General features: G+C 38.0%; 27 protein-coding genes, 1 tRNA gene and 1 pseudogene. 7 read left to right on the top strand and 22 right to left on the bottom strand.

What is annotated here, in order from left to right:
• Positions 1-123 precede the first annotated feature (123 nt).
• Positions 124-1407 (top strand): uracil-xanthine permease family protein, encoded by a 1284-nt coding sequence (locus SP4011_RS04815; RefSeq protein WP_164226579.1) that lies wholly within the window; start codon positions 124-126, stop codon positions 1405-1407.
• Between the two features lie 191 nt (positions 1408-1598).
• Here the strand turns inward: SP4011_RS04815 and ffh are convergent, their stop codons facing one another.
• From ffh to SP4011_RS04800, 3 genes are all read right to left on the bottom strand, one after another.
• Positions 1599-3170, bottom strand: coding sequence for a signal recognition particle protein (gene ffh, locus SP4011_RS04810; RefSeq protein ID WP_042751012.1), 1572 nt, complete (start codon positions 3168-3170; stop codon positions 1599-1601).
• A gap of 11 nt (positions 3171-3181) precedes the next feature.
• A complete protein-coding gene (locus SP4011_RS04805) occupies positions 3182-3514 on the bottom strand; it encodes a putative DNA-binding protein (RefSeq protein ID WP_050262106.1) in 333 nt (110 codons plus the stop codon).
• Between the two features lie 90 nt (positions 3515-3604).
• Entirely contained in the window at positions 3605-3982 is a 378-nt protein-coding gene (locus SP4011_RS04800; RefSeq protein WP_338620130.1) for a DUF1934 domain-containing protein, read from the bottom strand.
• Between the two features lie 71 nt (positions 3983-4053).
• Here SP4011_RS04800 and SP4011_RS04795 point away from each other — a divergent pair, with 71 nt between their 5' ends.
• On the top strand, positions 4054-5358 hold the full coding sequence (locus tag SP4011_RS04795; RefSeq protein ID WP_338620129.1) for an HD domain-containing protein: 1305 nt from the start codon (positions 4054-4056) through the stop codon (positions 5356-5358).
• Between the two features lie 12 nt (positions 5359-5370).
• Positions 5371-6177 carry a sugar-phosphatase gene (gene yidA / locus SP4011_RS04790; protein ID WP_338620128.1) on the top strand — a complete coding sequence of 269 codons (807 nt, stop codon included), beginning with the start codon at positions 5371-5373 and terminating at the stop codon, positions 6175-6177.
• Between the two features lie 236 nt (positions 6178-6413).
• Here yidA and SP4011_RS04785 read toward each other — a convergent pair whose 3' ends face one another.
• The 13 genes and pseudogenes from SP4011_RS04785 to SP4011_RS04725 form a co-directional block, all read right to left on the bottom strand.
• Positions 6414-6773, bottom strand: a complete 360-nt coding sequence (locus tag SP4011_RS04785) for a hypothetical protein (protein ID WP_232196994.1) — start codon at positions 6771-6773, stop codon at positions 6414-6416.
• Between the two features lie 122 nt (positions 6774-6895).
• Positions 6896-7453 carry a CYTH domain-containing protein gene (locus tag SP4011_RS04780; protein WP_338620126.1) on the bottom strand — a complete coding sequence of 186 codons (558 nt, stop codon included), beginning with the start codon at positions 7451-7453 and terminating at the stop codon, positions 6896-6898.
• A 233-nt stretch (positions 7454-7686) separates the two neighbouring features.
• Entirely contained in the window at positions 7687-8553 is an 867-nt protein-coding gene (locus SP4011_RS04775) for a helix-turn-helix transcriptional regulator (RefSeq protein ID WP_338620125.1), read from the bottom strand.
• A 540-nt stretch (positions 8554-9093) separates the two neighbouring features.
• Positions 9094-9549, bottom strand: a pseudogene (locus SP4011_RS04770) (tyrosine-type recombinase/integrase); the annotation flags it as partial.
• 9 nt (positions 9550-9558) lie between these two features.
• The gene (locus SP4011_RS04765; RefSeq protein ID WP_338620124.1) at positions 9559-9933 is read right to left on the bottom strand and encodes a DUF86 domain-containing protein; all 375 of its coding nucleotides are present in this window, start codon (positions 9931-9933) and stop codon (positions 9559-9561) included.
• Complete coding sequence (locus tag SP4011_RS04760; RefSeq protein WP_000263130.1) at positions 9914-10228, bottom strand: nucleotidyltransferase family protein; 315 nt, start codon at positions 10226-10228, stop codon at positions 9914-9916. Before SP4011_RS04760 ends, SP4011_RS04765 begins: the two co-directional genes overlap by 20 nt.
• A gap of 45 nt (positions 10229-10273) precedes the next feature.
• Positions 10274-10435, bottom strand: coding sequence for a type II toxin-antitoxin system RelB/DinJ family antitoxin (locus SP4011_RS04755; RefSeq protein WP_000077978.1), 162 nt, complete (start codon positions 10433-10435; stop codon positions 10274-10276).
• 264 nt (positions 10436-10699) lie between these two features.
• Positions 10700-10771: transfer RNA gene (locus SP4011_RS04750), tRNA-Arg, on the bottom strand.
• 42 nt (positions 10772-10813) lie between these two features.
• On the bottom strand, positions 10814-11161 hold the full coding sequence (gene rplS, locus SP4011_RS04745; RefSeq protein WP_001068669.1) for a 50S ribosomal protein L19: 348 nt from the start codon (positions 11159-11161) through the stop codon (positions 10814-10816).
• Between the two features lie 118 nt (positions 11162-11279).
• Positions 11280-11609 carry a fluoride efflux transporter CrcB gene (gene crcB, locus SP4011_RS04740; protein WP_338620121.1) on the bottom strand — a complete coding sequence of 110 codons (330 nt, stop codon included), beginning with the start codon at positions 11607-11609 and terminating at the stop codon, positions 11280-11282.
• The gene (crcB, locus tag SP4011_RS04735) at positions 11603-11977 is read right to left on the bottom strand and encodes a fluoride efflux transporter CrcB (protein ID WP_338620119.1); all 375 of its coding nucleotides are present in this window, start codon (positions 11975-11977) and stop codon (positions 11603-11605) included. The genes crcB (SP4011_RS04740) and crcB (SP4011_RS04735) overlap by 7 nt, the downstream gene beginning before the upstream one ends.
• Positions 11974-12240, bottom strand: a complete 267-nt coding sequence (locus tag SP4011_RS04730) for a chorismate mutase (RefSeq protein ID WP_338620118.1) — start codon at positions 12238-12240, stop codon at positions 11974-11976. The genes crcB (SP4011_RS04735) and SP4011_RS04730 overlap by 4 nt, the downstream gene beginning before the upstream one ends.
• Before the next feature lie 115 nt (positions 12241-12355).
• On the bottom strand, positions 12356-12799 hold the full coding sequence (locus SP4011_RS04725) for a flavodoxin (protein ID WP_001162128.1): 444 nt from the start codon (positions 12797-12799) through the stop codon (positions 12356-12358).
• A gap of 103 nt (positions 12800-12902) precedes the next feature.
• Between SP4011_RS04725 and SP4011_RS04720 the strand changes: the two genes are divergently transcribed.
• The 4 genes from SP4011_RS04720 (at position 12903) to SP4011_RS04705 (ending at position 14987) form a co-directional block, all read left to right on the top strand.
• On the top strand, positions 12903-13838 hold the full coding sequence (locus tag SP4011_RS04720; RefSeq protein WP_338620116.1) for a bifunctional oligoribonuclease/PAP phosphatase NrnA: 936 nt from the start codon (positions 12903-12905) through the stop codon (positions 13836-13838).
• A 95-nt stretch (positions 13839-13933) separates the two neighbouring features.
• Positions 13934-14176, top strand: a complete 243-nt coding sequence (locus SP4011_RS04715) for a type B 50S ribosomal protein L31 (RefSeq protein WP_000710764.1) — start codon at positions 13934-13936, stop codon at positions 14174-14176.
• Positions 14177-14365: 189 nt separating this feature from the next.
• The gene (locus SP4011_RS04710; protein WP_023941319.1) at positions 14366-14650 is read left to right on the top strand and encodes a type II toxin-antitoxin system RelB/DinJ family antitoxin; all 285 of its coding nucleotides are present in this window, start codon (positions 14366-14368) and stop codon (positions 14648-14650) included.
• Positions 14640-14987, top strand: coding sequence for a type II toxin-antitoxin system RelE/ParE family toxin (locus SP4011_RS04705; RefSeq protein WP_338620110.1), 348 nt, complete (start codon positions 14640-14642; stop codon positions 14985-14987). The genes SP4011_RS04710 and SP4011_RS04705 overlap by 11 nt, the downstream gene beginning before the upstream one ends.
• 124 nt (positions 14988-15111) lie before the next feature.
• Here SP4011_RS04705 and tatA read toward each other — a convergent pair whose 3' ends face one another.
• From tatA to SP4011_RS04675, 6 genes are all read right to left on the bottom strand, one after another.
• A complete protein-coding gene (gene tatA / locus SP4011_RS04700; RefSeq protein ID WP_000512112.1) occupies positions 15112-15282 on the bottom strand; it encodes a twin-arginine translocase TatA/TatE family subunit in 171 nt (56 codons plus the stop codon).
• A complete protein-coding gene (tatC, locus tag SP4011_RS04695) occupies positions 15266-15997 on the bottom strand; it encodes a twin-arginine translocase subunit TatC (protein WP_338620108.1) in 732 nt (243 codons plus the stop codon). The genes tatA and tatC overlap by 17 nt, the downstream gene beginning before the upstream one ends.
• A complete protein-coding gene (locus SP4011_RS04690) occupies positions 15998-17686 on the bottom strand; it encodes an FTR1 family protein (RefSeq protein ID WP_338620106.1) in 1689 nt (562 codons plus the stop codon).
• Positions 17661-18875 carry an iron uptake transporter deferrochelatase/peroxidase subunit gene (efeB, locus tag SP4011_RS04685; RefSeq protein ID WP_338620105.1) on the bottom strand — a complete coding sequence of 405 codons (1215 nt, stop codon included), beginning with the start codon at positions 18873-18875 and terminating at the stop codon, positions 17661-17663. Before efeB ends, SP4011_RS04690 begins: the two co-directional genes overlap by 26 nt.
• A 5-nt stretch (positions 18876-18880) precedes the next feature.
• Positions 18881-19753, bottom strand: coding sequence for an iron uptake system protein EfeO (gene efeO, locus SP4011_RS04680; protein ID WP_338620104.1), 873 nt, complete (start codon positions 19751-19753; stop codon positions 18881-18883).
• 168 nt (positions 19754-19921) lie between these two features.
• Positions 19922-21283: an N-acetylmuramoyl-L-alanine amidase gene (locus SP4011_RS04675; protein ID WP_338620103.1), complete on the bottom strand. Its 1362-nt coding sequence runs from the start codon at positions 21281-21283 to the stop codon at positions 19922-19924.
• Between the last annotated feature and the right edge of the window lie 102 nt (positions 21284-21385).

The raw sequence follows: 21385 nt of genomic DNA, 5'->3' as shown, positions 1-21385 counted from the left end.
AGGTGACGAAGACGCAGAAATATTTGAAACTCTTTAAAATCTAGCTTTTAAAGAAGTCTTACTCTGAGGGCCTATTGCTGTAAAATAATGGGCTCTTTTTTGATGCCCAAAAGTGAGGTTTATATGAAACAAGAATCAACTGTTGATTTGTTACTAGACGTTGACCAACGTCCTTCGGCTGGAAAAGGAATTCTCCTTAGTTTCCAACACGTTTTCGCCATGTTCGGTGCGACCATCTTGGTACCATTGATTTTGGGAATGCCTGTATCTGTTGCCCTTTTTGCTTCAGGTGTTGGAACACTTATCTACATGATTTCAACTGGATTTAAAGTTCCCGTTTATCTAGGTTCTTCATTCGCCTTTATCACAGCTATGTCACTGGCTATGAAAGAAATGGGTGGTGATGTATCTGCTGCCCAAACAGGGGTTATCTTGACTGGTTTGGTCTATGTCCTTGTTGCTACCAGCATCCGATTTGTAGGGACAAAATGGATTGATAAACTCTTGCCACCAATCATCATCGGACCTATGATTATTGTTATCGGTCTTGGACTTGCAGGTTCAGCTGTTACAAACGCTGGTCTTGTAGCGGATGGAAATTGGAAAAATGCTCTTGTAGCAGTTGTTACTTTCTTGATTGCTGCCTTTATCAATACAAAAGGAAAAGGATTCCTACGAATCATTCCATTTCTCTTTGCCATTATCGGTGGTTATCTCTTCGCACTAACCCTTGGTTTGGTTGACTTTACACCAGTTCTTAAAGCTAACTGGTTCGAGATTCCTGGTTTCTACTTGCCATTTAGCACAGGTGGTGCCTTTAAAGAATACAATCTTTACTTCGGTCCAGAAACCATCGCTATTTTGCCAATCGCTATCGTAACAATTTCTGAACACATCGGTGACCATACTGTTTTGGGTCAAATCTGTGGTCGTCAATTCTTGAAAGAACCGGGTCTTCACCGTACTCTTCTCGGTGACGGTATCGCAACTTCTGTTTCTGCCTTCCTTGGTGGACCAGCCAATACAACTTACGGAGAAAATACAGGGGTTATCGGTATGACTCGTATCGCTTCTGTTTCAGTTATCCGTAACGCTGCCTTTATCGCGATTGCCCTAAGCTTCCTTGGTAAATTCACTGCCTTGATTTCAACCATTCCAAATGCTGTACTTGGTGGTATGTCAATCCTTCTTTATGGGGTTATCGCCAGCAACGGTTTGAAAGTTTTGATCAAAGAACGTGTTGATTTCGCTCAAATGCGTAACCTAATTATCGCAAGTGCTATGTTGGTCCTTGGACTTGGAGGAGCTATCCTTAAACTCGGTCCAGTTACACTTTCAGGTACTGCCCTATCAGCCATGACAGGAATCATCTTGAACTTAATCTTGCCATACGAAAATAAAGACTAAATGTCTAAACACCAAATCCGCTCAGACAACTGAGTGGATTTTTTCGTACACTATAATACAAATATCTGTAAATTGTTAAAATCAAAAAACGTATAATATCAGGTATTCTAAAACCTTGATACTATACGTTTTATCATAGATAATTTTTACTTCATGTTCTCATCAAATGAGATTTGCATCAATCCCTTGTCTTACTTACGTTTCTTCTTCGCTTTTTTCATTTTGTTAGCCATGCGTTTCATAGACTGTTTCATGGCAAATTCACCGATTTTACCTTTTAGTCCGCCACCAAACATCTGACTCATATCTGGCATTCCTGCTCCTCCAAGAGCTGACAGGTCAGGCATACCGCCTTGTCCCATCATTCCTTCAAGGGCAGACATATCCATTCCTCCCATATTTGGCATATTTTTAGGAAGGTTGTTTGGATTGATTCCCATTTGCTTCATCATCTTATTCATGTCGCCAGACATAACACCCTGCATGAGTTGTTTAGCCTGGTTAAAGTCCTTGATGAATTTATTGACTTCGACGAATGTATTTCCAGAACCAGCAGCAATACGACGTCGACGGCTCGGATTTAACAAATCTGGATTTTCACGTTCTTCAGGTGTCATGGAAGACACAATAGCACGTTTGCGCGCAATCTGACGCTCATCCACCTTCATGTTTTGAAGGGCTGGATTGTTAGCCATGCCTGGAATCATCTTGAGCAAGTCTTCCATTGGCCCCATGTTTTGTACCTGATCCAATTGATCGATGAAATCATTAAAATCAAAGGTGTTTTCGCGCATCTTCTCAGCCATTTCAAGGGCTTTTTGCTCATCGTATTCCTGAGAAGCTTTCTCAATCAGAGTGAGCATATCCCCCATGCCAAGGATACGGCTAGACATACGGTCTGGGTGGAAGGTTTCAATGTCCGTAATCTTTTCACCTGTACCAGTGAACTTGATTGGTTTTCCTGTAATGTGACGAACAGATAGAGCCGCACCACCACGAGTATCACCATCAATCTTAGTAAGTATAACCCCAGTCACTTCCAACTGAGCATTAAACTCACGCGCAACATTGGCCGCTTCTTGACCAATCATGGCATCAACGACAAGCAGAATTTCGTTTGGTTGAGCCAATGCTTTCACGTCACGAAGCTCATTCATCAGAAGCTCATCAATCTGCAAACGACCTGCCGTATCAATCAAGACATAGTCATTATGATTAGCTTGGGCTTGTTCCAAACCTTGACGTACAATCTCAACAGCTGGTACTTCTGTTCCAAGTGCGAAGACAGGCACATCAATCTGTTGACCCAGAGTTTTCAACTGGTCAATAGCCGCAGGACGATAAATATCCGCCGCAATCATCAAAGGACGAGCATTTTCTTCTTTCTTGAGTTTGTTGGCCAATTTACCAGCAAAGGTTGTTTTACCAGCCCCCTGCAAACCGACCATCATAATGATTGTAGGAATCTTAGGTGACTTGATAATTTCTGCCGTATCAGAACCTAAAACGGTTGTCAGTTCCTCATCAACGATTTTAATAATTTGTTGCGCAGGATTAAGTGTATCAATGACCTCATGGCCGACTGCACGCTCACGAACTTTCTTGATAAAGTCCTTTACAACAGGTAAGGCAACGTCGGCCTCAAGCAAGGCCAAGCGAATTTCTTTGGTTGCCTCTTGGACATCAGATTCAGAGATTTTTCCTTTTTTACGTAAATTTTTAAAGACGTTCTGCAAACGTTCTGTTAAACTTTCAAATGCCATTTTTCTTCCTCTTATTCTCTATTATCAATGCTTGTTAAAATTTCTATCTGCTCCTGCAGAAAGCCATCCTTGGGATAGCGCTCCAAAATCTGATCAAAAATCTGACTGCGGACAATGTAGTCCGAGTACATGTGCAATTTCATCTCATAATCTTCCAGAATCTTTTCTGTCCGCTTGATATTATCATAGACAGCCTGACGACTGACACCAAACTCCTCGGCAATCTCAGCAAGGCTGTAATCATCAGCGTAGTAGAGCTCGATATAATTCATTTGCTTATCTGTCAAAAGCGCCGCATAAAATTCAAAGAGCGCATTCATTCGATTGGTTTTTTCAATTTCCATAACTTTTATTATACCAAAAAATAGCCTAATCTACCACACTAGGGAGCCAATCCAAGAAGATAGCTAGCTAAATTTGAAAAAGACATGAGCCTAGCCCCAAGTAATTTCCAATTGATAGCTGGCAAAGGGATGTCCCTCTTGATTTTGCAGTTGATAATCTAGTTCAATCTTTTGCCCATCAACTTGATAATGGGTAGTTTGGATGATAAACTCCTGCATGCCCATAGGTGTGGGAATATAGGCTAAACTATCACTATCCTTTAAAAAGCGCATAATAGTCTTAGGATTGGAAAAACGGGTCATCACCAGTTCTTGACCATGAAATTTAATCACTACTTTTTCCTTTTCCTCATTATAGAAAAGCAAATAGCTATAATCTCCTTTTTCATGCACTTCCACGTCATAAAGCTGGTCAATCACTTCCAACTGCTCATCAAACTGAATCGTATTTCGCATCCGAATCTTCACATCAAGTCCTCTTTCTTGTCTCTTGTCCTACTATTTTACCAAAAAGAGCAGGATTTTGCTATAATGGTCATATGAACGAAAAAGTATTCCGTGACCCAGTTCACAACTACATCCATGTCAATAATCAAATCATCTATGACTTGATTAATACAAAAGAATTTCAGCGTTTGCGTCGTATCAAACAACTGGGAACTTCCAGTTATACCTTCCACGGTGGAGAACACAGCCGCTTCTCCCACTGTCTAGGAGTCTATGAGATTGCACGACGCATCACGGAGATTTTTGAAGAAAAATATCCTGAGGAATGGAATCCTGCCGAGTCCCTCTTGACCATGACCGCTGCTCTTTTACACGACCTTGGGCATGGTGCCTACTCCCATACTTTTGAACATCTCTTTGATACAGACCATGAAGCCATTACTCAGGAGATTATCCAAAGTCCTGAAACGGAGATTCACCAAGTTCTGCTACAAGTAGCGCCCGATTTCCCAGAAAAGGTTGCCAGTGTCATTGACCACACCTATCCTAACAAGCAGGTCGTGCAACTCATTTCCAGTCAGATTGATGCGGACCGCATGGACTATCTCTTGCGCGACTCCTATTTTACAGGAGCATCCTATGGGGAATTTGACCTGACTCGAATCCTCCGAGTCATTCGTCCTGTCGCAAATGGTATCGCCTTTCAGCGCAATGGCATGCATGCTATCGAAGACTACGTCCTCAGTCGTTATCAGATGTACATGCAGGTTTATTTCCACCCCGCAACACGCGCCATGGAAGTTCTCCTACAGAATCTTCTCAAGCGCGCCAAGGAACTCTACCATAAGGACAAAGACTTCTTTGCACGAACTTCTCCACACCTCCTGCCTTTCTTTGAAAAAAATGTGACTTTGACTGACTATCTGGCTCTGGATGATGGTGTGATGAATACCTACTTCCAACTCTGGATGACCAGTTCTGACAAGATTCTCGCAGACCTGTCGCAACGCTTTGTCAACCGTAAGGTCTTTAAATCCATTACCTTTTCACAAGAAGACCAAGACCAACTCGCTAGCATGAGAAAATTAGTTGAGGACATTGGCTTTGATCCCGACTACTATACTGCCATTCATAAGAACTTTGACCTCCCTTATGATATCTATCGTCCCGAATCTGAAAATCCGCGAACACAGATTGAGATTTTACAAAAAAATGGAGAACTAGCCGAACTCTCTAGCCTGTCTCCTATCGTCCAATCCCTTGCTGGCAGTCGCCACGGAGATAATCGTTTCTATTTTCCAAAGGAAATGTTGGACCAAAACAGCATCTTCGCAAGTATCACCCAGCAATTTTTACACTTGATTGAGAACGATCATTTTACCCCAAATAAAAACTAGAAGAGGAAATTTATGAGTATTAAACTAATCGCCGTCGATATCGACGGAACCCTAGTCAATAGCCAAAAGGAGATTACTCCTGAAGTCTTTTCTGCCATCCAAGATGCCAAAGAAGCTGGTGTCAAAGTCGTCATTGCAACTGGCCGCCCTATCGCAGGTGTTGCCAAACTTCTGGACGACTTGCAGTTGAGAGACGAGGGTGACTATGTGGTGACCTTCAACGGTGCCCTTGTCCAAGAAACTGCTACAGGACATGAGATTATCAGCGAATCCTTGACTTATGAGGATTATCTGGATATGGAATTCCTCAGTCGTAAGCTCGGTGTCCACATGCACGCCATTACCAAGGACGGTATCTATACTGCCAATCGCAATATCGGAAAATACACTGTGCACGAATCAACCCTCGTCAGCATGCCTATTTTCTACCGCACTCCTGAAGAAATGGCTGACAAAGAAATTGTCAAATGTATGTTCATCGATGAACCTGAGATTCTCGATGCTGCCATTGAAAAAATCCCAGCCGAATTTTACGAACGCTACTCCATCAACAAATCTGCTCCTTTCTACCTCGAACTCCTTAAAAAGAATGTGGACAAAGGTTCAGCCATCACTCACCTAGCTGAAAAACTAGGATTGACCACGGATGAAACCATGGCTATCGGTGACGAAGAAAATGACCGTGCCATGCTGGAAGTCGTTGGCAACCCTGTAGTCATGGAAAACGGAAATCCAGAAATCAAAAAAATCGCCAAATACATCACCAAAACAAATGACGAATCTGGCGTTGCCCATGCCATCCGTACATGGGTACTGTAAAATAATTTGAATATAGAAAAAGCACTCCAGAAGTCAGAGATACTGTACTGACCCCAAAAGTTAGACAGAAAAAATCTTACTTTTGGTGTGCAGTTTAAAATTCAGTATTTTTGGTTTCTAGTTCTATCCCCTTAATAATTATTAAATCTGAAAAAGGTAGTACATTATGTAAAACCTTTTTCAATTTTTTATTTTACTACGAATTAATATTATTTTTTCTAATGATAATTAATCCACTAATCTTCCTTTATAAATATTGCAGTTCTTTTCTTAGTTAGCTTTTTTTCATAACTCTTTATAAGAATAACCAATAAACTACTTAGTAATCCCAAAATAACTAGACTTAATCTCGGGTTTAAAAGCCAATTAAAATAAGCAGCCAGTATCCCTCCAAAAGGAGCAAAAATGGTAGCTATTACAAAAGAACTAGAAAGTATTTTACCAATATTATACTCAGTACTTTCTTGTTGCTGTATTGTTGTAATTGAGACAGAAGCTATTGTAATTAGTCCACTCAAAATTGAGTAACAAATTCCAAAAAAAATCCAATTTTCTACTATTCCGCTTGCCATAATGACAAGTGGGATAGTTGCCATTGATATATTCATTAAGATAAAGGTATCCTTCTTATTCAAAAAAGTAGAAAGAAGGGTTACTGCTATCAAACTACCAAATCCAGCAATGGAGTAAACAATCCCAACAAGACTATTTGATAATTTTAATTACGTCCATTTTTTTCTCTCATTAATTGGACATAGCCCTTTGTTTCTATTTTTGAATTTAAAAACGAGAACTCTCCGCACATTTTCTCATAGAAATTATTATAATCTTCTTTTGAAAAATCTCCTAAAATCTCTATCTCAAGATAAAACCCAAGACCATCAATCTTATCTAGATTAATCGTTTTATTTTCTAATTCATCATGATAAGTCTTTCTATGTTTACTTATTGTGAAAATATTTGAAAATCCATCTTGCAAGATATTTCTTACAAATTCTAATTTTTCAGATTCTAACTCTATTTCACTTTCACTCCACATTCCTTGTTTTATCGTATCTTTTCTTGTGAAAATACTTGCTCTATTATCATCTTCTTGACGAATTCTGTAGATAAAGCTACCTACCTCATCATTTTCAAATTCTCTTCCTTTTGTTTTAAAATATTCATCAACTTGCTTATTTTCATTCTTAAATTTATAAGATTTTTCTAAATATGAAATAGCATTATTATAATCTTTCTCATCGTTGAGTTCAAATCTAACTTCTAATTCATTCATTAATTTTACCTCTCAATTCTTCAAAGGCTGAAGTCTCTTTACATTCACTCAGTCTATAGTAAGTTTCTGTAGATGTTTTATGGACAAAAAGCCTAATATTTTCTTGTACTCATTTTAGCACTTCAATATAATAATGTCAAGAATTTTAATAATATTTTTTATTTATTTTTATTAAATACATTTTTGTATCTTTCTGGATTAAAAAAACGATGCTTAATTGAACATCGTCTTTACTATTCTGTTATATCTGCAATATAATGCTCGATTTTAAGAGCCATTGACATATTGCCCTCAAGCTTATACAGGAAATAAGCTGTTTCAAAGTACTCTTTTACTGCAACTTTAGAAGAAAAATTCTTACTGACATTTCCCATCAATACATACAAATCAGCCAAAAAATATGTTGTTCTATACGTCTTACATTGCTTTATCGTATCTGTGATTTTAGTAATAGCCTCTTCAGTATTATTCTGCAACCATAGATAGCGACAAACATTATAATTAAATTTAATAGAAAGGTTTAATTCTTCGATTGTGTTTAACTTGAGTTGATTTACTTGATACTCTAACTTTTCTCGAATTTCATTAAAACTCTCTAAATCTTCAATATCATAATAAAAATTAAATAGAGTATTTGAAACTTGAAGGTAGATCAGGTCAGTTACATTTAACTGAGACAGTACCTTCTCCAATCTTGCCACACCCTCCTCTTTTTGCCCATAGAGATAAAAATCTATAAGAGATTTTATCCACTCCATATAAAACTTATCTACTAGAGACAAGCGATGTACCTTTACACTCTCTAATTCATATATATATTTCAAAGACTCATAATTTCGATTTGTGATAAATGTCTGAGCTAACTTCTTAAACTCTGATAGCTCGTCAATCTCCTCTTCAATTTGCTCATTAAAAAAATAATCCATACTAACTTTTAACTTCTTAGACAGAGCATATAAAAAGTCTGCTCCTGGAGTAAATTCTCCATTCTCTAATCGACTAATCTGTCCCTGTTTGCATATCCCCTCAGCCAATTCTCGCTGAGACATTTTTAATTCTTTTCGTCTATTTTTTAATCTTGTTGCTAAAAGTGTGCCCACGTTTGCATTTTCCTTTTCTATTTGATTTCAATTTCAATTGTAACACGATTAAATTTTAAATACAAATTAACAAACCAAAAGATACAAATTATATATAAGCAATGACTAGATATATTATTTTTGAAAACCTATCCCTTCTTCTTTTGAGATTTTCTTACTCAAACGATTGATAAACGTATTCACTTTAAATGGATTAGATATTAGACTATCATGTTTAAATTTTGTTATTGATATATTTAACAGACCAGAAATAATCTTTTACAACATATCAAATTCAGGGGAACAATAACGATTTTCCCCATTTTTTAGGCTCTCTATTTCATAACAATCAATTCTTTTTGTCACATACCTTAGCCCGAAAAATCCACACCAAATCTTTTTGAAAGTTGTTTAAAGCTTTGTACTTACTTTCTGAGTTCATAGATCTGAACCTTTACCTCATTTGTCCAATTCCATAATAAAAATAAGGACATTCTAACAAAGGAAGTCCTTATTTTTCCTATTTAATTGGTCAAAATTATTTTATCCTTTTACTAACATTCATTCTCTTACTAAATCATACTCTTTATCAATAACCCTATTTTAGAGTATGTCCGTAAGTTTGAATAATTTGTTGTATATCTTTATGCCTTAGTAATCTTGAAACAGCCCATATATCAACACCTTTTGCTAATAAATATGAACCGTAAATATGCCTTCCTGCTGTTGCTGTCATGGTTTGACTACCTTTCCCAAGTTCGGATAAAAATACTTTCAAACATGTATTCAATCCATAATTTGTAGAAAGTTTATACCTTCTATCACAAAAGACCAAATCATATTTCTTTAATTCTTCACGATTATAAAGAACCTTATCTTGTTCCTCTTTCAATCCATCCAATACAGATATTAAATCTTCATCAATAAAAATTTCTCTTATGGAAGTATTCGTTTTTTGAGGAACAAAATTTGTCGATTTCTAGCAAATCTTCCATACGTTTTTATAGTTTGTCTTTCTTTTCTATTTTATAATTCACCTTCTAATTCTCTTATAATCGAGTATAAAGATTCTTTCGTTTTGGGAACAGATTCCTTCAATATACCTTCTACAATTTTAAAATTTAAGTTGGAATAATTATGATAAATAAAATTTCTAAAACCTTTTATCTGAATCCAGTTTATCCTATCTGAATACTTCTGTTTTACTTCCTCTGATAATTTGCCTAACGATAACTGTTCTCCTACTTGTCCTAAATTCATAGCGATAGAATCAACTACCATATCATCATCTAAAGGTAAATTATATCTTCTTGCTTTATCCAAAACAGCAACAGCCTTATCAAGATATAAAACCATATCCTTCAAATATGCTATATCAGTTTCAAGAGATTGACTTCTCATAAATAACCTCTCTATCATTCAAAAAATTTTTCTTGACTAACTTCCCAATATTTGTTTTTGGAGAAAGTAAATCACTAACCAATAGAATATCTATATTACCATCAAAAATAGTCAAAAGTCTACCATATACATCAAAATATATAGAATCATCCTCTAACTCCAAAGCAATATCAACATCACTTTTTCCATCAGCTTCGCCCCTAGCATAAGAGCCAAATAGATAAATTTTAGATAAATCATATTGTTTAGCCACAGGAACAATTTTTTCCTTTATCTGATCTATTGTATAAACCATAACTAAACCCCTTTATATCATATATAGCCATACTTTTATTTCAGCTTACTCAGAATCAAGTTTAACATCAAAAGGAATGCTTCTTGTCAACACACTTTGCTTCAAAAACAACTTCACAGCAGTTGACATATCCAACCCCAACTCATTAAAAATCGCAGTCGCTTCTTTTTTCAATTCATCATCTACTCTTACAGCAATTTGTGACATAGCAATTCTCCTTGATTTATTCTGTATATCTATTGTATCACCTTGAGTAAGACAATTCAACTTTTTATATATCAGTAAATACAAAATAAAATAGACCAGCTTCCTGATCTACTTTATTCTATATTCATTGACTTTTGGTCAAATTTTGGTCACACTTTGGTCAAAAATTCCAAAAACACTAACCTATTTTAAAAAACTAAATTGTAATGATTGCCTATAAATAAACACTTTGAATATTCTTTATTTTTCTTAATTTACTAAAAATGCCCCCTGCAGGAATCGAACCTGCAACTACTCCTTAGGAGGGAGTTGTTATATCCATTGAACTAAGGGAGCTAGATAAAAACTCTGCTGAAAAAGCAGAGTTTTTTAGTCGAATTAACGACGGATTTCTTTGATACGAGCTGCCTTACCTTGAAGAGCACGCAAGTAGTACAATTTCGCACGACGTACTTTACCGTAACGAACAACTTCGATTTTTTCAACACGTGGAGTGTGGATTGGGAAGATACGCTCAACACCTACACCGTTAGAGATTTTACGAACTGTGTAGTTTTCTGAGATGCCAGCACCTTTACGTGCGATAACAACACCTTCAAAAATCTGGATACGTTCACGGTTACCTTCGACAACTTTCGCGTGTACACGAACAGTGTCACCAGGACGGAATGATGGGATATCTGTACGAAGTTGACCTTCAGTCAAGCTTTGGATTAATGGATTCATTTTATTCTCCTATCTTTGTCAATCTTGAGGAAACTTCCTCAGCGGATAAACTGTATTTTTGTGCGTCCATTACACACAAGATACAGTTTACCAAATTTCCACAAAAAAGTAAAGAAATTTATAGCAGAATTCCTAAAAAAATCGCAACCAAACCACCTAGGTAGGTCAAAGTCAGGTAAACGTAAAAAACCTTCTTATCGCTTAACAGTCTTTGAAGTTCATCATTCAAGGTCGAAAAAGTCGTCAAACCTCCACAAAATCCAGTTGCTAGAATAGCATAGACTTCCTTAGACTCTACATGATTATAGAATAATCCAATCAAAAAACAACCTAAAAGATTGGCTATGAGCGTTCCAAATGGCAATTTAGATGCTTGATTATAGCGGGAAAAGAAATACCGTACGAGTGCTCCTAAGCCACAAGCAATTGCAAGATAAACGATTACCATTTCTTCCTCCTTAAATAGTAAGCTAAAAGCAGGCCTCCACCGATGCTCAAAAGCAAATACAGGACTAAACTAAGATAACGCCCTGTATCAAGCAGTTTCACAGCATCAAGCATTAGACTAGAAAATGTTGTTAAACCGCCACAAAAGCCCGTCCCCAGTGCTAAAATAACGCCTTTACTGGTTCCTTTATAGACCAGATAGCCCTTAACAAGATAAACCAAGCAGAAAATTCCCAGATAGTTGACAAAGAGAGTGCCCCAAGGAAAGTCAGGACTGGCTGGTAACCAAGTGGAAACTAGATAGCGAACCAATCCGCCCAACATAGCAGCAAGAAAAATCCCTAGCGGATAAAATTGTTCTTTTTTCATTTGATATTTTGATCCTGATAATCACGCGAACGTTTGAGTATGTCAGAAAAAGTCGCGACAATAGTTTCCTGATAGCGCTTGTCCTCTACACGATTTCTGACCTTTTCAAAAATAACTACTTCTCTCTTGGTATCTAAAATCGGTTTCCCTGAAGTCTTCTTATAAGCAACTACACCCTCAACCAAATGCATTCGTTCTTCTAACAGTTTGACGATTTGATCATCTATGTAATCAATTTCTTGACGAATAATATCTAAATCCATACAATCTCCTCCTTTATTTGAATTATTGTATCAAAAAGCCATCAATTAGGCTAGTAAAATCCCAAGTCACGATAAGAAAAATGCGCTGATTGATTACATCAGCGCACTTTTGTGCTTATCCTACTTTAGCAGCCAATTCTTCTGCGAATTGTTCTAAGCGTTCAATGTCTTCTTCCTCAGCAGAAAGATCAACTTTAACACACTCTGAACCTTTTTCTGCTCCTGTTGACACAAAGACACGGTCAAAGTCATCAACAGCCTTACAGAATTCATCGTAGAAGGTATCTCCTGAGCCGACCACTCCGTAGATTTTACCATTCAAGTTGAGATCTGCTAGGTCTTCGTAGAAGTCCATCATCTCATCTGGCAATTCTCCATCACCATAAGTATAGGTCGCAACGATAGCGATGTCTGCTTCCAAAAAGTCTGAAGCGTCAACAGTTGTACATTCATCAACATCGACATCCAAGCCCAAGTCACGTAATTTGTCTGCTACAATATCTGCAATTTCTTCGGTATTACCGGTCATACTGGCAAATACAATTTTTGCTAATGCCATATCGTCCTCCTCAATTTATCTTTCTCCATTATATCACATCTTTTTCATTTTAAAAATAAAAATTCTTGTGCTACAATGAAATGAGAAAGAATTGAGGTTATTTATGGACATTTGCCATCAAATTTTAGAAAAAATCAAAGAATACGACACGATTATCATTCACCGTCATATGAAACCAGACCCTGATGCCTTGGGAAGTCAGGTGGGATTGAAAGCCTTGCTGGAATATCATTTCCCTGAAAAAACCATCAAAGTCGTAGGTTATGATGAACCAACTCTAACTTGGATGACTGAGATGGATCTTGTTGAAGATAGTGCCTACCAAGGTGCCCTTGTCATCGTCTGTGATACGGCGAATACTGCTCGTATCGATGATAAGCGCTATCGTCAAGGTGATTATCTCATTAAGATTGACCACCATCCAAATGATGATGTATACGGTGACCTGTCTTGGGTGGATACTAGTTCAAGTAGCGCTAGCGAGATGATTACCCTATTTGCCCAAACAACTCAACTGGCCTTGTCAGATCGCGCTGCTGAGTTGCTCTTTGCAGGAATTGTTGGTGATACAGGTCGCTTCCTCTACCCTTCTACAACTGCACGAACCCTCCGCCTAGCTGCCTATCTGAGAGAACATAACTTTGACTTTGCGGCTCTCACTCGCAAAATGGACACTATGAGCTACAAAATTGCTAAACTTCAAGGCTACATCTACGACCATCTGGAAGTGGATGAAAATGGTGCAGCTCGTGTTATCCTGAGTCAAGAAGTCTTAAAACAATTTAATGTTACCGATGCTGAAACTGCCGCTATTGTTGGAGCACCTGGACGTATTGACAGCGTCAGTCTCTGGGGAATTTTTGTAGAACAAGCTGATGGCCACTACCGTGTTCGCTTACGCAGTAAAGTCCATCCTATCAATGAAATTGCCAAGGAACATGATGGTGGAGGCCACCCTCTAGCAAGTGGTGCTAATTCCTATAGCCTAAAAGAAAACGAAATCATCTACCAAAAGTTAAAAAACTTGCTTAAAAACTGATAAAATACTTGCCAAACTTTTCAGAATCTGATAGACTAGTATGGTAACAATCTATGGCTCGCAAAGAGACCATGGCAGAAAGGAAATATTGCAAAATGAAAAAAGATATCCATCCAGAATATCGCCCAGTTGTCTTCATGGACACAACTACTGGTTACCAATTCCTTAGCGGTTCAACAAAACGCTCTAACGAAACAGTTGAGTTCGAAGGCGAAACTTACCCATTGATCCGTGTGGAAATTTCATCAGACTCACACCCATTCTACACTGGACGTCAAAAGTTCACTCAAGCAGATGGACGCGTGGATCGTTTCAACAAAAAATACGGTCTCAAATAATGATAAAAAGACAGCTTCGGCTGTTCTTTTTTTGTTTCTTGAAATTAACTGCTGTTTTCATATTCCAGACTCAAAAAACTTTGCACTCTCAATAACCAAACAATGGTTTCCAGAGTATAGAGTTTTTTCTTGCCTAAAAAATAGAAAAGATATATACTAGCTATATATCGTATAGATTGGAGATATGCCATGACGACATCACTTACTAAGCAATACAATTTTAAAATCAACGAGTCATCAATGGAACAAGCTAGAGCTATCATCAAGGAAAAAGGAATGACTATGACGGATGCTATTAGTCTTTTTATCGAGCAGATTGTTCTCGAACAGGATTTGCCAATAAAAACTGCAGAAGATTTACACCGTGAACGATTGATTCAAGAACTACAAGCCCAATCTGAACGCGCCTTAAGAGAATATGAATCCGGACAAGGAACTTCCCTAGATGATATGAGGCTACGATATGACTTATAAAGTGATTCTATCTACCGAAGTGAGTCAAGCAATTGACAGTATTCATGATTATATTACTACTGTTCTTTTATCACCCCAGTCAGCTAAAAATACTGTGGCCAAAATTTTAGACGGCTTAAAAAGTTTAGAAACCTTTCCTGAAGCTGGCTTTGATGCAGATGAAAAAATCGGACTTAAAATCAATAGTAAGTACCCCACACGAGGAAAAATTATCGGGCAATATATCTTGCTTTACTTTATCGATCAAACTCAAAAAACTGTTTTTCTTTCCCACTTATTCCACACAAAAAGCGACTATGTTACCTTGCTCCAAAGCAAAAATAATAAATCATTTTAATGCCCACCACTCTCTTAATAACCTTGTACTTAGTCTTCGTTTTAACTAAAAACTAAAAAAACTTTGCACTCTAGCTAGCCACGCGATGGTTTTCAGAGTACAAAGTTTTTTAATTAAACCAGTTTTAGTCTTCCTTATCTTGATTTTCAGTTCCTTTAACTGCTTTTTTAAATTCAGATAACATTTTACCGATTGATTCGCCTAGTTCAGGCAATCGTTTTGGTCCAAATATCAAGAGAGCTCCTAAAACGATGATAATCAATCCTGGTGCTCCAATATCACGTAAGATTCCCATTCCTCTCTCCTTTCTGCTTGCGTTTCATAATGTGTTTGCTAATAGCAATACTTAATTCATAGAGTAAAATCAAGGGGGCAGTCATTGCCAAATCGCTGACAAAGTCAGCTGGTGTTAAGATGACTGCAAGTACCAATAAGATAAAATAGGCATATCGGCGATAAGCAATCAACCATTCTGGTCCAATGAGTCTAATCGACGTCAAAAAGGCAATGATAACTGGCAATTCAAAAATCAATGCCAAGGGCAAGGTCGTTTGAAAAACAAAGGACAGATAATTTTGGGCGGTTAACTGCGTCTCAAATAGTCCTTCTCCTAGCCCTAATAAAACCTGAAGTAAGGCTGGTGTTACAAAGTAAAAACCAAAAGCTAGTCCAACTAGAAAACAAAGGAAACTAGCTGGAATATAGGCAAAAATCGCTCTAGCTTCTTCCTTCTTTAAACCGGGTTTGATGAAAGACCAAATATGATACACCGTGTAAGGCAAGGTGATGGTAAAGGCCATCAGACTAGCCAAGCGTATGTATATCCATAAAATATCATTGGGTCCTAAAACAATCAACTTTTGCTGAAAAGCTTGGGTCACATACTGGTAAATCTGGTCTGCAAAAAGCAGAGAAACACAGAATACCAAAAAGAAACAAATGACCACAGCCAATAATCTCTTTCTAAATTCTACCAGATGTTCAACGATTGTCAATTCTTTTCTATCCATTTATTCTTCACCCTGTCTGAAAGTGACAATCAAGACAATAATAACAAAGACTAGCTGGCTAACCAAACCTTCCCAACTTGGATAAATTCCAAGCAGGTCAATTGTTGGAAAGCCTGTCACTAAGTGATTTGGCGCCATATTTGTCAACTGAAGAGCATGGACACTAACCCCCAGCATCTTAAAGGCTAGAGCATAAATCATCCAAGTTAGGATAAAGAAGACCTTATGAGGCAGGAAGAATTGACTGGCTTTGTTCATCACGATGGCAATAATTACCAGAACCAGCAAGGCAAGTGAAATTCCCAAGACAAATTCAAAGTTGGAAATCCTTGGTAAAATCCCAACATAAAAGAGAATGGTTTCTGCTCCCTCACGGAAAACAGCTAGAAAACTGAGAGCAAACATGGAAATAAAGGAACCTGTTTTGGTCACTGTTTCCATTTGTGACTCCATAAAGGCATTCCATTTTTTGACCGAGGATTTGCTGTGGAGCCAGATTCCAATCAAAATCATCATAGCGACTGCAAAAATTCCCACTGCTCCTTCGATGATTTCACGATTGGAGCCTGATGTGACTGCTGGAAAGGCAATTTGCAGGATGAAAGCAATAACCAGACTTGCCATGATCCCTGTGATAGCACCACCATAAACCCACTTGAGCCCTTTACGCATCTTGGCTGCTTTCAAGGTCGTTACCAAGGCCATAACGATTAAGAGAGCCTCCACACCTTCTCTTAAAAGAATCAGCATAGCATCAAAGGCATTGTAACGTGCGCTAGTATCAATTTGTGATAAATCTGCTATCAGTTTTTCTAATTTTTCTTGGTATTCCTTCTCACTTCCCTTGACCATAATCACAGGGCTTTCACTCTCCACTCGTGTATAGAGGGAAGGATTGGTCGTGCTAACAGAACCCTCAATCGTTGGCCAGATAGTGATGAATTCCTTCATGCTAGCTGCTCCTGATGCTTGGTCACCAGTTTGGAATTGTTCCAAAGCTTTCTTCAAAAGAGCAATACCATCTTTGAGACTTAAATCAGAAGATGCTTCTGCGACTTCTTTTCCGCTTACAAAATCATCGATAGCCTTTTTTAAGTCCTCAAAGGAAGTCTGGATGGAGTTAAAATCCGTAGGCTCGGTTTCCATACTACTACGCAAGAAAGAAATAGCTGTTTCAACACGTCCATAATGGGCCGTACTATTGTCACGAACCACACTTTCATTGATAGTCCAAGTGGAATTCATTTTCTTAAAAGCTTCTCGTACCTTTTCCAAATCTTTGGAGGCAATGGCCTGCTCTAAGGCTTCAAAACGAGGACTTAGACGGTTGACCAATTTTTCTTTTTCCGCATCTAGGTCAACAGGATTTTGTTCTTTTTCAAAGGCTAATAGGGCTGCAGAAATTTCGGTGAGTTTGTCTTCAGTAATCTCGCCTGACTGAGCTAACTTTTCCTTAACGACTTTACCAGCCTCAAAATCCTTATTTTCTACTCTTTCGAAGTCTGATGCCATCTCCATAACGAGTTTCTGGGCCTCAGACTGATTCCCATTTTTTACCGCTTTAGAAGCATCTGTGATTTTCACAAAGTAAGAACTCAGACTCTCTTGGGCACCTACTGGAAAAAGAATTAAAAGTGACAAAGCTAAAACTAGTAACCAGCTTTTAGCCTTCCAATAATTTCTGACCAATGTAGCCTCCTTTCTCCACACCACCAAAGCAAGCAAAAAGTCCACTACCAATATGAGTAATATATTCATTCATCTTATCAGTAGCACCTAGATTGGTTTGAACCTTGACAAAATTATCAGGATCCTTATGGAAAGAAATGAAGAGCAAGCCTGTATCAAACTGGCCAGTTTTTTCATCAATCCCATCTGAATATGAGTAAGAACGACGTAAAAGGGGCTTATCCACTTCCTTAGCCAAACGAACATGCGAATCATCAGGCAAAAGACTCAAATCCACTTCATCAAACTCATTCTTCTTACCAAAGGGGGCACCACTTTCCTTGTAACGACCAAAGGTATTTTCCTGTTCTTCAAGACTAGTGCGATCCCATGTCTCTAAAAACATCTGAATCCGACGAACTGCCATATAAGAACCATTTTCCATCCAGTCCTTACTATCAGCCCAGATAACGCGGTCAAAGTCTTTCTCCTTGCTTGGATTTGCTGTTCCATCCTTAAAACCAAAGAGGTTACGCGGAGTCTCCATTCGATCTCCGATAGCTGCAAAACCAGACTGACTCCAACGAAGGGTCACTGCATTTCTCCCCTTACGGATGAGGTTGCGAATAGCATGAAAGGCAACTTGCTCATCATCTGCACAGGCCTGAATCACAATATCTCCACCAGTATATTTTTCACGTAATTGCTCCTTAGGAAAAGGCGGCAAATCCCTGAACACTTGAGGACGCTTGTTCTCCAAGTTCATCTTTTTCAAGAAACTGGCAGACACACCAAAAGTCAGCGTTAAACGATGAGGGTTAAGCCCGACTGTTTCACCAGTATCACTAGGAGGCAAAAGAGCATTCTGACCATCTTTTTTGACCAATTCTCCCTCGACCAACTTGGCACTATAATCCGTCCAATCCTTGAATAGCTGGATAATTTTATCTCTATCCGTCGTATGCAAATCCAAGACAACAAAATAAATATTCTTTTGCATGGGCGTACTAATCCCAGCTTGATGCTTGCCATAAAAAGCAATTTTTTCATTTCCGTACGAGATTTTTTCCTGACTTCCTAGCTTAGGTGCGAAAAAAGCAGAAGCACCAGAGAGTCCTAGTGCTAAACCAGCCCCTCCAATCCCTGCTTTTTTTAGAAATTCTCGACGGTCCATTTTCTTTTCAAAAAATTTTTCGTCTTTTTCAGTCATGACTCTTATTCTCCACTAAGAAATTTACCCATTTGTGATAAAGGCTCACCAAGTTTTGTCACAGCTTCTGACAATTCTTTGGTGTCTTCTTTTGTCAAATCAGTATAGAGTTTGTAGTGTTCCTTGTCTGTCATGTGTTTGTCCAACAAGCTATTAACAGATTTGAAATCTACTTCCAATTCTTTAACTAGGTTAGCATCTGATTTTTCAAGTAAAGGTTTAAAGAGTTGGAAAATCTTCTCAGCTCCTTCGATATTGGCACGGAAATCATACAAGTCTGTATGAGAATAAATTTCCTCTTCTCCTGTAATCTTGCTTGTCGCTACTTCATTAAGCAAGTCAACTGCTCCAGTCAGCATAACCTTGTAGTCCACATCCACAGTTGCGATCTTAGCTTTCAATTCCTTGATATCATTGACCAACTGATCTCCATAGCTTTCAGTTCCTTTAGTGGTATTGTCTTCCCAAAGGATACGCTCGATACGGTGGAAACCAGACCAACCTTCCTCTGTCTTGTTTTCGTCCATGTAGTCTGCCAAACGGAAGTCAATCTTGACATCTGACTCACCAAAACTTTCGGCGATTGGCTCTGAACGCTCATAAGACATACGAATCAGTGGATAAACCTTTTTAGCTTCTTCTAGTTTTCCTTCTTTCAAAAGTTTGACAAAGCCTTCTGTATCTGTCAACAGTTTATCGATTTGCTCTTGCACAAAAGTCTTATAGTCAGCTGTAGCCTTATCAAGCATTTTTTGCTTGTCTGCAGACAAGGCTGTCACCTTAGACGAATCGGTTGTATCTGCTGATTTTTCAAACCTAACAGCACAAGCTGTCAATAGAAAGGCTGAAGATAAAAGGACAAAACTTAGTTTTTTCATTGTTTACTCCTATTGGTTCAGGATACCTGAATTAATTTTACGTTTCATTATACCATGTTTTCACTCATTTTTCAATAAATTTTCAGACAATTTAATGTTATGAATAGCATTACAAATGCAAAAAACTAAGCCTAGGACAATCTCCAAAGCTTAGTTTGATCTAGTTTCTTAATTTCCAGCGTAATATTTTTGAATTCCTTTAATAATACCTTCAACCAACTTATCTTGGTATTGTTCACTACGGATTCGTTGGTTTTCTTCTGAGTTATCCATATAACCCAACTCTAATAACACAGCAGGTTTCGCAGTCTCACGAAGAACAGCGAAGGTGGCTTGCAAAAGCCCAGCATCCCTAGCTCCTGTCTCAGTCAAGAGAGATGAATGAAGGTCAGCGGCCAAACGATTACTTTCACTTATACGGTCTGGATTATTATGCCAGTACTGATTAATCTTGCTAGGGTATCCTGCATCTTCCTTATAAGAATAAGTCTGTATTCCCAGATTCAGTGTTGTATCATTCCCAGTAGCGTTAAAATGAATACTAATAAAGAAGTCTGCATTCGTCTTATTTACCATACGAGAACGCTCTGTCACAAAGTCAACATCCACATCACTGTCACGAGATGTTAGAACTGTATAGCCCAGTTCCTCTAAACGTTTCCGTAATTTACGAGAGACCTGTAGATTCAAATCTTTTTCAGCTATTCCATAATAGTAAGCGCCCGAATCACGTCCACCATGCCCAGGATCTAGGAAAATAGTTTTACTATAGCGCCCCTTTTCAAATCCTTTTGGAAGTTCTTGCACCCATTTACCATTATCTTTGAAAAAATGACTACTTCCATCAATAGTATAAGTTCCAGTGACATAAACGCCATCTTCTTTAAGATAATACCAAGCTTTGTAATCTTGATCATAAAGCCACTCTTTGTGAGCCATGTAGCCACCAGATTTTAGATAGTAAGAGCTAACCCATTGCTGTTCAGCATAGTGCCCACCTGACTTGAGATAAAACCAGCTAGAGTAGTTCGGATCGTACACCCATTCTTTATCTGCCATAGCCCCACTGGACTTCAGATAATAATTTCCCTTCCAGGTATTAGCCATCATGACACCATTTTGATCAAATGCATACCATTTACCATTGATTTGACGCCATTGGTTAGACAGATATTTTCCTGAACCATTGGCGTAATACCACTTGTTAGCCATCTGATACCAGCTATTTTCAAGTAAGTAACCATTCTTATCAAATAGGTAGCCCTCATAAAGAGTATCTGTAAATTTGATACCTGTTTGACTATAATAAGTCCACTTCCCGTCTTCTTTTACCCAACCAGTTTGTAGCTTAGACTCAGTAGGAAGAGTTGGCTGGTTTTCTGTAGCTGCTTGAGAATCACTTGCAGAGCTAGTAGTTGAACTAGCGATAGAGTTATTCGTAGGATGACTAGCATCATTAGCTAGAACTGTTTGGCTAGTAAATCCAAGAAGAGCTAGAGCAAGAATCGTAAATTTCTTATATGATTTCATTTATTTAACCTTTCTAGGGGAATGGAATCCCTGTGTTATTGAGTTATTTTACTTCCTTGATGAAGGAAGATTTGTTCTACATCCTCTAAACTATAATTTATA

It is taken from the genome of Streptococcus parapneumoniae (assembly GCF_037076355.1).
Classification (GTDB): domain Bacteria; phylum Bacillota; class Bacilli; order Lactobacillales; family Streptococcaceae; genus Streptococcus; species Streptococcus parapneumoniae.
This window is presented reverse-complemented; position numbering and strand designations above follow the sequence as displayed.

Bases quoted from the DNA above. Each gene is read 5' to 3' on its own strand.
- SP4011_RS04815 (WP_164226579.1), top strand. From the start codon at position 124: ATGAAACAAGAATCAACTGTTGATTTGTTACTAGACGTTGACCAACGT.
- ffh (WP_042751012.1), bottom strand. From the start codon at position 3,170: ATGGCATTTGAAAGTTTAACAGAACGTTTGCAGAACGTCTTTAAAAAT.
- SP4011_RS04805 (WP_050262106.1), bottom strand. From the start codon at position 3,514: ATGGAAATTGAAAAAACCAATCGAATGAATGCGCTCTTTGAATTTTAT.
- SP4011_RS04795 (WP_338620129.1), top strand. From the start codon at position 4,054: ATGAACGAAAAAGTATTCCGTGACCCAGTTCACAACTACATCCATGTC.
- yidA (WP_338620128.1), top strand. From the start codon at position 5,371: ATGAGTATTAAACTAATCGCCGTCGATATCGACGGAACCCTAGTCAAT.
- SP4011_RS04785 (WP_232196994.1), bottom strand. From the start codon at position 6,773: ATGGCAACTATCCCACTTGTCATTATGGCAAGCGGAATAGTAGAAAAT.
- SP4011_RS04780 (WP_338620126.1), bottom strand. From the start codon at position 7,453: ATGAATGAATTAGAAGTTAGATTTGAACTCAACGATGAGAAAGATTAT.
- SP4011_RS04765 (WP_338620124.1), bottom strand. From the start codon at position 9,933: ATGAGAAGTCAATCTCTTGAAACTGATATAGCATATTTGAAGGATATG.
- SP4011_RS04760 (WP_000263130.1), bottom strand. From the start codon at position 10,228: ATGGTTTATACAATAGATCAGATAAAGGAAAAAATTGTTCCTGTGGCT.
- SP4011_RS04755 (WP_000077978.1), bottom strand. From the start codon at position 10,435: ATGTCACAAATTGCTGTAAGAGTAGATGATGAATTGAAAAAAGAAGCG.
- rplS (WP_001068669.1), bottom strand. From the start codon at position 11,161: ATGAATCCATTAATCCAAAGCTTGACTGAAGGTCAACTTCGTACAGAT.
- crcB (WP_338620121.1), bottom strand. From the start codon at position 11,609: ATGGTAATCGTTTATCTTGCAATTGCTTGTGGCTTAGGAGCACTCGTA.
- crcB (WP_338620119.1), bottom strand. From the start codon at position 11,977: ATGAAAAAAGAACAATTTTATCCGCTAGGGATTTTTCTTGCTGCTATG.
- SP4011_RS04730 (WP_338620118.1), bottom strand. From the start codon at position 12,240: ATGGATTTAGATATTATTCGTCAAGAAATTGATTACATAGATGATCAA.
- SP4011_RS04725 (WP_001162128.1), bottom strand. From the start codon at position 12,799: ATGGCATTAGCAAAAATTGTATTTGCCAGTATGACCGGTAATACCGAA.
- SP4011_RS04720 (WP_338620116.1), top strand. From the start codon at position 12,903: ATGGACATTTGCCATCAAATTTTAGAAAAAATCAAAGAATACGACACG.
- SP4011_RS04715 (WP_000710764.1), top strand. From the start codon at position 13,934: ATGAAAAAAGATATCCATCCAGAATATCGCCCAGTTGTCTTCATGGAC.
- SP4011_RS04710 (WP_023941319.1), top strand. From the start codon at position 14,366: ATGACGACATCACTTACTAAGCAATACAATTTTAAAATCAACGAGTCA.
- SP4011_RS04705 (WP_338620110.1), top strand. From the start codon at position 14,640: ATGACTTATAAAGTGATTCTATCTACCGAAGTGAGTCAAGCAATTGAC.
- tatA (WP_000512112.1), bottom strand. From the start codon at position 15,282: ATGGGAATCTTACGTGATATTGGAGCACCAGGATTGATTATCATCGTT.
- tatC (WP_338620108.1), bottom strand. From the start codon at position 15,997: ATGGATAGAAAAGAATTGACAATCGTTGAACATCTGGTAGAATTTAGA.
- efeB (WP_338620105.1), bottom strand. From the start codon at position 18,875: ATGACTGAAAAAGACGAAAAATTTTTTGAAAAGAAAATGGACCGTCGA.
- efeO (WP_338620104.1), bottom strand. From the start codon at position 19,753: ATGAAAAAACTAAGTTTTGTCCTTTTATCTTCAGCCTTTCTATTGACA.
- SP4011_RS04675 (WP_338620103.1), bottom strand. From the start codon at position 21,283: ATGAAATCATATAAGAAATTTACGATTCTTGCTCTAGCTCTTCTTGGA.